Genomic DNA, 10,699 nt, shown 5'->3' with positions numbered 1-10,699 from the left:
CGCCGCCGCGCTGGGCATGTCCGCCGGCGCGGTCCTGGCGGCGTCCCCGGACCTGCCCGGCCGGGCCCTGTGGCTCCTGCCCGTCGCGGTCCTGCTGGGCGCGGGGTACGCGACCCTGCTGGTGGCCGGGCTGGTCGAGGTGGAGTTCCAGTCCGGTCCCCGCGACCACGCCGGGCTCGTGGCCGTGTTCTACGTCCTGGCCTACCTCGGGATGGGGACGCCGTACGTGCTCGCGGTGCTGTCCCGTCTCGGCGGTCCGGTGCCGTGGATCGCCGCCCTGGCGGTGGTGTGCGTGCTGCTCATCCCGCTCGCGCAGCGGCAACTGCGGTAGCCGGCCCGGCTGGGGCATCGAGAAGAGCGTTTCGCGCATTCGCACTCGAGAAACGTGTTCGGAACGCTCTTCTCGAAGGGGTGGTGGGCTTCGACGGGGATAGGGGCTTCGACGGGGTGGTGGGGGCCGGGCTCAGCCCGAGTTCCGCAGCGCGGTGGCCAGGCCGTTCATCGTCAGCTGGATGCCCGTCCGCACGTCGGGGTCGCGGTCGCCCGCGCGGTAGCGCCGAAGCAACTCCACCTGCAGCACGTTGAGCGGCTCGAGGTACGGGAAACGGTTGCGGACGGAGCGGGCGAGCGCCGGGTTGTCGTCCAACAGGGTCTCCTGCCCGGTCACGGCCAGCAGCATCTCGCGGGTGAGGTCGAACTCGTCGGAGATCACCCCGTGGATCCTCCTGCCCACCTCGGCGTCCGGGACCAGCTCGGCGTACCGGGCCGCCAGGCCCATGTCGGCCTTGGCCATGACCTGCGCCATGTTGGACAGCGTGGTGCGCAGGAACGGCCAGTCCCGGTAGAGGCGCCGCAGCGTGGCCAACCGTTCCTCGGCGTTCGTGCCCCCGGCGTTCGTACCCCCGGCGGCTGCGCTGGCACCGTCGCCGGCATCCGCGTGACCGGCATCCGCGTGACCGCCGGTCGCACTCCCGCCGGTCGCTTCCCCGCCGGTCGCATTCCCGCCGGTCGCTTCCCCGCCGTCATCGATCCAGCGCTTGAGGGCGCTGCCTACGCCGAACCAGCCGGGAAGCATGACGCGGGACTGCGACCACGACAGCACCCACGGGATGGCGCGGAGATCGTCGACCGTGGAGGTCTGCTTGCGGGAGGTGGGGCGGGAGCCGATGTTGAGCTCGCCGATCTCGCTGAGCGGCGTGGAGGTGGTGAAGTACTCGATGAAACCCGGATCCTCGTGCACCAGTTCGGCGTAGGCCTCGCGGCCGAGGCGGGCGAGCGCGGCCATCACCGCGTAGGCCTGCTCGGCGTCGTCGCCCAGGCCCTCGACGTCGAGCAGCGAGACCTCGAGCGTGGCCGCCACCAGTGCCTCGAGATTGCGGCGTGCGCGGACCGGCTCCGAGTACTTGGCGGAGATGATCTCGCCCTGTTCGGTGATCCGCAACGCGCCCTGCACCGCGCCCGGGGGCTGCGCGAGGATCGCGTCGTAGGAGTTGCCGCCGCCCCGTCCCACCGCGCCGCCGCGGCCGTGGAAGAAGCGCAGGTGCACACCCGCACGCGCGGCCGCGTCGACGAGCGCGAGCTCGGCCTCGTAGAGCGACCAGTTGGCGGCGAGGTACCCGCCGTCCTTGTTGGAGTCCGAGTAGCCCAGCATGATCTCGAGCACGTCCTCCTGGGACCGCACCAGAGCGCGGAACTGGGGGAGCGCCAGGGCCGCGTCGAGCATCCGGGCCCCGCCGGCGAGGTCGTCGATGGTCTCCAGCAACGGGATGAGGCGCACGGTCGACCGGGGTTCGTCCGGGCTGCCGGAGAACAGTCCGACCTCCTTGAGGAGAACGGCGGGTTCGAACAGGTCGGACACCGAGCCGCACATCGACACGATGTAGTGCGGCACCACGTCGGGTCCGAGTCCGGCGACCGCCTCCGCGGCGGCGCGCAGCACGCCCATCTCCTTGTCCGCGAACTCCGAGAGCTCCGCCCGGACGCCGAGCAGTGGTCGATCGTGGGAGAGCTCGCCGAGCAGGAGCTCGACGCGGGCGTCCTCGTCGAGCGCCGCGTAGTCCTCGGACACCCCGGCCAGCGCGAACAGCTCGGTGAGCAGGTCCTCGTGTGACTCCGAGTTCTGGCGCATATCCAGGGACTGGAGGTGGAACCCGAACGAGTTGAGCGCCCACCGCAGGTCCCGCAGTCGCGGGGCGCGCAGCAGGTCGGACCCCACCGCGGAGAGCCCGGCGTCGATCGTCTCGAGGTCCGCCGCCATCTCCTCCGGGCCGGCGTACGGGGGGTCGTCGTCCAGGCCGATGAGCCGCCCCGCGGACAGCAGCACCGAGCGGGGCAACGACGACCCGGTCGCGCGGGCGCGCGCGGCGAGCCGACGACGGACCACCCGGACCGCCTGGCGGAACGGCACGTCCTCCCGCGCCGGACTCCCCTCGACCTCGGTGTCCGTCAGGGAGTCGGCCAACGCGGCTATCCCGGAGTCGACCTCGACGATCCGGGCCGACATCGACAACTCACGCTCGAGCAGGCGCAACTGCTCGGCGTAGTGGCCGTGGAGCAACTCGGCCGCCCGGTCGGTGGCGAACCGCACCACCTCGCCGGTGACGTACGGGTTGCCGTCGCGGTCACCCCCGATCCACGAGCCGGGCCGCACGACGGCGCGGCCCCCGCACCCGAGGCGCTCGTCGATCTGGGCGTTGAGCGGAGGGATGACCTCGAGCAGGGTGGCCTCGTAGTACTGGAGCCCGGCCATCACCTCGTCCTCGATGTGGGGACGCTCGTTGCGGATGAGGGCGGTCTGCCACAGCGCGAGGACGAGCCGGCGCAGCTCGAGCTCGAGCTCGGCGAGCTCCGCCTCCGTCACGGGGTCCTGCTCCACCGAGCGCAGTCCGTCGCGACGGCCCATGAGGACGTGTACCCGGCGGGTGGCCTCGAACACCATCCGGCGCCGGGTCTCCGTGGGGTGCGCGGTGAGGACCGGGGACACGCGGGCGGTCGCACGCACGGCCGTCAGTCGTTCGTCGCCGTCCCCCTCGAGCAGGTCCGCCAACCGGGTCCACGTGACCTCCAGGTCACCGTCGGGCGGCACCTCCCCGGCAGCCCGGTGCATCCGCCTGCGGCGCTCCTGGTGCAGGTCCTCCGCCACGTTGGCCAGCAGCGCGAACAGGGAGAACGCACGGATGACCGGAATGGCGTCGGCGGCGCTGATGTCCTTGAACAGGGCCGACACCTCGTCCCTGTCGGCCTCCGAGCGCCGGACCGCGAACGCCGTGCGGCGGGCCGTCTCGACGAGATCGAACACCCGGTCACCGGCGTGCTCACGGATCGTCTCGCCGAGCAGGGAACCGAGGAACCGGACGTCGTCCCGCAGCGGGGCCACCGCCCGGGCGAGGGGATCGGTCCCCGAGTCGGTCGCGGGGTGATCCTGTGGGGTGTCAGCCATGGCCGCCAGGGTAGGCGGAGCATGTGACAGGCGGGTGAAACGTGGGATCGCGGGGGACCGGACGCCCGGCGGGCCGAACGGAGGTGGACCCCGGCCACGGAACAGGACGACACGGGGGACATCCCTGATGTACCGCGGCCCCGCGAGGCGCACACTGGAGGCATGACACAGCAGCCCGGATCCCCGCAGTACGGCGACCCGCAGTACGGGACGCAGCAGTTCGGAGACCAGCCCGTGGCCGGGCCCGACGACCGCACCCCCGCCGCCCTCGCGCACGCGTCCAGCCTCATCGCCATGGCGCTGTCCGCCGGGTGGCTCTCCTTCGTGGGGCCACTCGTGATGTGGTTGATCTACAAGGACCGCAGCCCGTTCGTCCGACAGGCCGCCGCGGGGTCGTTCAACTTCAACGTCGGCCTGTGGATCATGAGCATCGTCGGGTGGATCTTCATCATCACCGTGATCGGCATCCCGATCGGCCTGGTGCTGTTGGCGGTCTCCTTCGTCCTCCAGATCGTCGGCCACCTGATCGGTACGGTGCGGGCCACCCGCGGCCGGACGATCAACTACCCGTTCCAGTTGCGCATCCTGAGCTGACGCCGCCGCTGCTCAGACCCCGGTCGGCTGCCGACCGTGGAGACTGTACTGTTCGAGCACCGAGTCGCGTAGCGCGCTGGTCAGCGGCTGGAACTCGTCGTCGTCGTCCCCTCCCACCAACGCGGCGCCGCCGCGGACGTAGACCTCACCGGGCCCGGTCCACGACTGCCGGCGCAGGTCGGGCTTGGCGATCTTCCGGGTCGCGGTGACCGGCATCGTCTCCATGATCCGCACGAAGCGCGGTGCCCACTTGGTCCCCATGTCGGGTTGGGTCCGGCAGAACTCGGAGAACGCGGCCGGGTCGAACGCCACGCCCGGCTCGAGCTGGATGGCCGCCATGACCTGGTCGCCCGTGCGGGGATCCGGCACGGGGTAGACGGCCACCACGAGGACGCCGGGGAAGCGGTCGAGGATCCGCTCGACCGGGCCGGCGGAGAAATTCTCGCTGTCCACGCGGATCTTGTCCCCGGAGCGGCCGGCGAAGTAGAAGAACCCGTCGGCGTCCCGGTAACCGAGGTCGCCGGAGTGGTAGACCTCGCCGATGTTGCGCTCGGCGGTGGCCTCCGGGTTGCGGTAGTACCCCTCGAACATGGCGGCGCCGGTGAGGTTGCAGATCTCCCCGATCGCCTCGTCGGCGTTGACCAGGCCCCCGTCGGCGTCGAACTCGGCACGCGGGCACTCCCGGCCGTCCTCGTCGAGGATCGCGACGTCCATGTAGGCACCCGCGACGCCGAGCGCGTCCGGCGGGGTGTCCGAGGTGCGGCCGATCACGACCCCGCCCTCGCTGGAGCCGTACGACTCGCCCGGTTCGACGACGAAGCGGCGGGCGAACTCGGCGCGGTCGTGGCTCGAGGCCTCGGTCCCGAAGACGGTGCGCAGGCGGGTCTGCTTCTCCTCCGGACGCTCGGGCTGGGCGAGGATGTAGGACAGCGAACGGCCCACGTAGTTGACGTAGGTGGCGCCGTAGCGCAGCACGTCGGGCAGGAATCCCGAGGCGGAGAACCTCCGACGCATCGCGAACGTGCACCCGACGAACGCGGCGGGGGCGAACGCGGCGAACATCGCGTTGCCGTGGAACATCGGCATCGCGCTGTAGGCGACGTCGTCCCTCACCAGGTTGCGGTAGTTGATCGTGCCGAGCATCGCGAGCCGACCGGTCGAGCACATGACCGCCTTGGGCGCACCCGTGGAGCCCGAGGTGAACAGCAGCGCGAGCAGGGTGTGGGGGTCACGGGCGGCGTCGTGGAGTCGGGGCTCCGCCCCGGCGTGCGCGGCCAGCAGGTCCTGCCACCCGGCCGAGTCCACGTCGTGCACGGCCACGACCCCTCCCGTCTCGTCGGCCAGGGTGAGGCCGTCGAGCAACCCGGCACCGTGGGCGTCGGTGACGATCACGTCGCAGTCCACCCCGCGGATGTCCGAGGCCAGCTCGGCGCCCCGGCGGGTGGGGTTGACGCCGATGATCGTCACACCCGCCATGGAGGCCCCGGACAGGAGGAACAGATACTCGGGGACGTTCTCCAGCAGGATGCCGACGTGCAGGTGGCGGAAACGCTCGGGACGGCCCGCGTACGCATCGGCGTGCGTGACGGACCAGTCGGCCAGGATCGCGGCGCGGACCGCGCTCTCCGCCACGAACTCCCGCCACGTCCAGCTCGAGTCCTCGAAGAGGAGACCGGGATGGTCGTCGGTCGAGCGTTCGAGGAGGATGTCGCCGAAGGTCTCGTGTCGCATCTCGTGGCCGGGGTTGAACTGGGGCGTGGTCATGAAGTTAAGTTAGCGCATTAGATCTGATCCATCCGGCGATGCGGAGTGCGATTCCCGGCGCGTGCGGACGCCACTCGCGCGACGATGGACACCCATCCCCCGCCCGGCAGGACCCCGCCCCGTGACCTCCCCCTCAGCGCACGCCTCCCGCCCACCGTGGGGCACCCGCATGCTCGGGCTCGAGCGGGAGGAACCCCCGCGACGGAAGCAACGGGTCCAGCGGGTGCTCACGCGGATGCTGGTGGTCACGCACGGGCTCGGGGTGGTGGGAGTCTGGATCGTGATCGGCCTGCTGCTGCCCCTCGAGCAGGTCGTCTCCGGGCGGTTCAGCCCGGCGGCCCTGGTGGTGACCCCGGTGACCGCCCTCGTCGGGATCGCCCTCGGGTCGTGGTGGCTCCTCAAGGTGGTGGCCGGCTGGATGAGGTGGGCCGAGGAGAGCCGGCCACCGACCGCGGCCGAACAGGCGCGGTGCCTGTCGGCGCCGCTCGGGATCACCCTGCGGACCGGGGCGCTCTGGGCGGCCGGCGGCACTGTCGTCGCGGTGGCGTTCGCGGTCGAGGACGTCCGGTCCCTGTGGGTCGTCGCGGGCGCGATCGTGGTGATCGGGTCCCTGAGCTGCGGATCGGCCTACATCGTCGCCGAGATCGCGCTGCGCCCCCTCGCCGCGCTCGCGCTGGAGGCCGGTCCGACACTGCACTCCCCGGTCATCGGCGTGCGAGGGCGGTTGCAGGCCTTCTGGGTGGTGAGCTCCGGGCTCCCCCTCATCGGACTCGTGCTGCTCAGCGCCTACGCCGCCGCGAACAACCAGTTCCCCGTCTCACGGCTCGTGACCATCGTCGGGATCCTCGGCCTCGGGGCCCTCGCGGCCGGGTTCGCCGCGACCTGGTTGCTCGTGTCCGCCCTGCTCGCCCCGGTGTACTCCGTCCGCTGGGCCATGGAGGACCTCGCCGGCGGGGACCTCGACGCGCGCGTGGAGGTGTTCGACGGGACCGAACTCGGGCAGTTGCAGCGGGGGTTCAACCGGATGGCGGAGATGATCCGCGAGCGTCAGCGTCTGCGCGAGCTGTTCGTCCGCCATGTGGGTAGCCAGGTCGCGAAGGCCGCCGAGATCCAGGAACCCCATCTCGGCGGCGACACCACGTACGTCGGTGTGCTGTTCGTCGACCTCATCGGCTCCACCCGGCTCGCCTCCACACGCCCCGCCCGGGAGGTCGTCGAGACCCTCAACGCGTTCTTCGAGGTGGTCGTGGACCGGGTCGAATCCCACGGCGGCCTGCTCGACAAGTTCCAGGGCGACGCCGCGCTGGCCGTGTTCGGGGCCCCCGCGCCCATCGCCGACCCCGCGACGGCGGTTCTCGCCTCGGCCCGGGACCTGGCCCGGGCGCTGCCCGAGCTGGTCCCCGACTGCCAGGCCGGGATCGGGGTCTCCTACGGGGAGGTGGTGGCCGGATACGTCGGGTCCGCGACCCGGTTCGAGTACACGGTGATCGGGGACGCGGTCAACGAGGCCGCGCGGCTGTGCGAGATGGCCAAGGAGCACCCCACCCGGGTGCTGGCCTCCGAGGCCGCGCTCCGGGTGGCCGCGGATCCCGAGGCAGAGCGATGGACCACGGGCGGGACGGTCGAGCTCAGGGGCCGGTCCACCCCGACCACGCTGGCCTGGCCGGCGGCGTCCCCGCCGGGGCACGTCGAACCGGGACCCGGGTGACGGGTGGACGGCAGCGCGGTGAGATGCGGTTCCGCGGAGGCCGCCTCGCACCGGTACCCGCGATCCGGTAGGAACGGAGGGGCGGTGCGTCATCCGGGCGCGCGGGAGCCGAAGGGGACGCGGAATGGGCGCAGAGGCGCGCATGACCACCGGGGTCGACGCCGAGGTCGTCGCGGAGGTGGGGGCTGAGGTCGGCGCATCCGGACCGGCGCCCGGCGACGTCCGACTGACGAGCGTGCACAACTTCCGTGACGTCGCGGGCCCGGGCTACGCGCTCCACCCGACCGGGAGCATGGTCCGCGGTCTGGTCTACCGATCCACCACGCTGTCGGTGGGTGAGGACGACCTCGGGGTACTCGAGCGGCTCGGGGTGAGCACCATCGTGGACCTGCGGACCGGCGACGAGATCACCAGGCAGCCGGATGTGATCCCCGCCGGTGCCGACTACCTGGCCATCGACGTCCTCGCCGGGAACACCTCTGCCGCCGCATTCACCGGGGTCGGGACGTTCAGCGTGGAGGACGCCCGACGCGAGACGGCGATCATGTACGAGCGGTTCGTCCTCGGCGACGAGGAGCGGACCGGTTTCGGCCGCGCGGTCAGCGCCGTGGCGCGGTCGACGGGCCCGGCGATCGTGCACTGCACGGCCGGCAAGGACCGGACGGGCTGGACCTCCGCAGTGCTCCAGCTGCTCGCCGGAGTGCGGGAAGAGGACGTGATCGCCGACTACATGCTGACCCGCGAGCTGTCCGTCGACTTCGTCAACTCCATCCGGGCGTACGTCCGGGCGGAGATGCCCGAGCGTCTCGACGCGATCGACGTGCTCATCGGGGTCGAGGAGAGCAACATCCGGCGTTCGCTGACCGCGCTGGACAGCGAGTTCGGCGACGTCCGTCGATACCTCGTGGACGGCGCCGGGGTGGAGGAGGACCTCGTGGAGGAGCTGGGGGCCCGGCTCAGAACAGGACGATGACCGCGCCGAGCACACCACCGAAGGCGATCGCCTCGAGGATCACCGCGATGGTGCGGCCCACCTCGGACCGGGCCACGGAGTGGACCCTCGGGCCGGCCATCGTCAACGCGAACACCAGGACGAGGACCGCCACCCCGACCAGCGTGTCGGCGAGTCGCGCCGCCACGCCGTAGACCGCCCCGAGGCCGATCAGCCCCCCTGTCGCCGCGGCCGAGACCGTGGTCAACGGCGCCGGGAACACCGCGGCCGGGGTCGCCTCGCGGCCCACCGGGGCGACCTCCGCAGGAGGCGCCGGGGTGGAGCGGCTCCGGTCCCCGTCCTCCAGCATCAGTTGTCCGTTCATGCCCAGGACCCTACGTCCCGTTCCCAAAGGAATCCCGCACCGTCCCTGTGGAACTGCTGGAAAATCGAAAAGTGCTGGTCAGAGTCCCGTAGATGGCGGAGAGATCGGTCACAATCCACCGGGACGGACCCGCCCCGGGCTGTGTGACCGCATGACCACGGGTGGGTCGGCGGGCGTAGGATTCGTGACGATCCGGTGGGGGCCGGGTCCGTTCTGTTGCGGGAAAGATCGGGGGACTGGCATGGGTTCTATGGGTGCGGTCGGGGGCTGGTTCGAGCCCGGGGACGACGCCGGGAGGGCGTGCGACGAGGCCGAGGCGGTACTCCTGGCGTGCGAGGACCTGGATGCCGTGATGGAGACGATCCGGCAGGCGGAATCCCCTGTCGACGCCCGCCGCGCCCTCAAGCTGGGATTCGGGTTCTCGGGTAGGCAGGCCGCGCTGCTCCTCACCCTTCCGGTGCTGTCGTTCACGCGGTCCGAGCGCGACCGGATGCGCGACAGCCGACGTGCGCGGCTGGACCTCTTCGCCGATGTCACCGGGGCGATCCCGGCGGTTCGGGAGGACGAGGTCGAGTTCAACCCGGCGCCGGGACAGGCGGCGCGGGCGCCGGAACCGGAGTCCGCCGCGCGGGCGGGGTGGGGCGCCGAGTTCGACGGCGCCCTCGACGGGATCCGACGAGCGATGGACGATGAACAGGGCCGGGGCCCGACCGCTCCGCCGCCCGTGATCACCGGGGACCCGGGGCCCTCCGACCACGTCGCCCGGCGATCGCGGTCCGGGCGTGTCGACGAGGCCGCTGTCGTGCTCGACGAGCAGGTCGGGGAGCTCTGCGACGCGATCGCGGCCCTCCTGCGGGTGGAGAGCGTCCCCGGTGCGTGGCTGGATGATCCCCGCGCGTCCGACAGCCGGACCGGGACCCTCCTCGACAGCTGCGGTGTCGACGATTCGGTGGGGATCCGGACCCTGCTGTGGCATCTGCGCCGGACCGGCCTGGATTCGGTCGAGGGTCTGCTGCCGTTCGCCGAACCGGTCGGCGCCGCCGAGGGTTTCGAGGTCCAGGCGAAGAGGTTCGAGCACGCGATGGCGCTCGGCGGACTCGGTTCGGACCCGGGGTCCGGGGGTACCTGGACCGGTCGCCTGTGGCCGATCGCGGAGCGCCGCGGGTACGGATACGCGGTGTCCTATCGGACCGGGCCGGACGCCGGGTCCATCTGGGCGTACGGCGGGGAGGAACCGCTCCACCGGGTGTGGGATTCGGTCGTCGACCTGCTGGTCGAGCTGTACCAGGCGTTGACCACCGGCGAACCCTGCGACGCCGCGGTCGCGGCCGCGACGAACGGCCGGGTGGTCTGGACGAACCTCAGCTGAGGTCCCGTCCGATGACGGTGGCCCGGTTGCCGCGGCAGAACACGAGCTCGACGCGCGAGACCGTCCGGCCAGTGGTCGCGCCCAGTAGTTCGGCGTACGCGCACAACTGCAGCAGGTACTCGTCGACTGTCACGGTGGTGACCGCCACATCGGTCTTGTAGTCGATGACGGACAGCGAACCGTCGGGCTCGTCCACGACCAGGTCGACCACCCCGTCCACCGCCACCGGCGTGCCGTCGGCCGTGGGGAGAGCGCCCGCGACCGGCAACTCCGCCCAGTGGGGGCGGGCGGCCGCCCTCCGGACGGGCTTCGAGGTGAGGGCCGTGCGCGCGACGGCGACCATCTCCTCGACGGCCTCAGGGGTCCGGGTGCCGTGGAACCCGCCGCCGAGGCCGAGCGCGGTGAGCTGGGCCGTGGCCCACCGCTCCCACGCCCGGGTGGCGGCGGACTGGTCCGCGGTGTCCGAGGAGTCGGCGGCGAGCGCGGCGAGATCGGTGTGTTCGGCGAGG

General features: G+C 71.9%; 8 protein-coding genes and 1 pseudogene. 5 read left to right on the top strand and 4 right to left on the bottom strand.

Annotated features, from left to right (window positions below; all coding sequences use genetic code 11):
- Positions 1 to 331, top strand: a pseudogene (locus G6031_RS15850) (MFS transporter); the annotation flags it as partial.
- A 132-nt stretch (positions 332 to 463) separates the two neighbouring features.
- On the opposite strand, the gene ppc reads toward G6031_RS15850, so the two are convergent.
- A complete protein-coding gene (gene ppc, locus G6031_RS15845; protein ID WP_241737385.1) occupies positions 464 to 3,439 on the bottom strand; it encodes a phosphoenolpyruvate carboxylase in 2,976 nt (991 codons plus the stop codon).
- Between the two features lie 162 nt (positions 3,440 to 3,601).
- On the opposite strand from ppc, the gene G6031_RS15840 reads away from it, so the two are divergent.
- The gene (locus G6031_RS15840) at positions 3,602 to 4,033 is read left to right on the top strand and encodes a DUF4870 domain-containing protein (protein ID WP_182653778.1); all 432 of its coding nucleotides are present in this window, start codon (positions 3,602 to 3,604) and stop codon (positions 4,031 to 4,033) included.
- Between the two features lie 12 nt (positions 4,034 to 4,045).
- Here G6031_RS15840 and G6031_RS15835 read toward each other — a convergent pair whose 3' ends face one another.
- Positions 4,046 to 5,797 (bottom strand): AMP-binding protein, encoded by a 1,752-nt coding sequence (locus G6031_RS15835; protein ID WP_241737384.1) that lies wholly within the window; start codon positions 5,795 to 5,797, stop codon positions 4,046 to 4,048.
- Positions 5,798 to 5,918: 121 nt separating this feature from the next.
- On the opposite strand from G6031_RS15835, the gene G6031_RS19115 reads away from it, so the two are divergent.
- Both G6031_RS19115 and G6031_RS15825 read left to right on the top strand, forming a co-directional pair.
- The gene (locus tag G6031_RS19115; RefSeq protein ID WP_182653777.1) at positions 5,919 to 7,505 is read left to right on the top strand and encodes an adenylate/guanylate cyclase domain-containing protein; all 1,587 of its coding nucleotides are present in this window, start codon (positions 5,919 to 5,921) and stop codon (positions 7,503 to 7,505) included.
- Between the two features lie 124 nt (positions 7,506 to 7,629).
- The gene (locus G6031_RS15825) at positions 7,630 to 8,478 is read left to right on the top strand and encodes a tyrosine-protein phosphatase (protein ID WP_241737383.1); all 849 of its coding nucleotides are present in this window, start codon (positions 7,630 to 7,632) and stop codon (positions 8,476 to 8,478) included.
- Here the strand turns inward: G6031_RS15825 and G6031_RS15820 are convergent.
- The gene (locus G6031_RS15820; RefSeq protein WP_179524078.1) at positions 8,462 to 8,821 is read right to left on the bottom strand and encodes a hypothetical protein; all 360 of its coding nucleotides are present in this window, start codon (positions 8,819 to 8,821) and stop codon (positions 8,462 to 8,464) included. The genes G6031_RS15825 and G6031_RS15820 overlap by 17 nt on opposite strands.
- Positions 8,822 to 9,062: 241 nt before the next feature.
- On the opposite strand from G6031_RS15820, the gene G6031_RS15815 reads away from it, so the two are divergent.
- Positions 9,063 to 10,190 carry a DNA gyrase subunit A gene (locus G6031_RS15815; RefSeq protein ID WP_182653776.1) on the top strand — a complete coding sequence of 376 codons (1,128 nt, stop codon included), beginning with the start codon at positions 9,063 to 9,065 and terminating at the stop codon, positions 10,188 to 10,190.
- Here the strand turns inward: G6031_RS15815 and G6031_RS15810 are convergent.
- Positions 10,183 to 10,699 (bottom strand): PD-(D/E)XK nuclease family protein (locus tag G6031_RS15810; protein WP_182653775.1); only part of this gene is annotated, 517 nt, incomplete at its 5' end. The genes G6031_RS15815 and G6031_RS15810 overlap by 8 nt on opposite strands.

The sequence above is a fragment of the Dietzia sp. CQ4 genome (genome assembly GCF_014145125.1).
Taxonomy (GTDB): domain Bacteria; phylum Actinomycetota; class Actinomycetes; order Mycobacteriales; family Mycobacteriaceae; genus Dietzia; species Dietzia natronolimnaea.
Note: the sequence above shows the minus strand (reverse complement) of the source record. Positions and strands in the feature narration are given on the sequence as shown.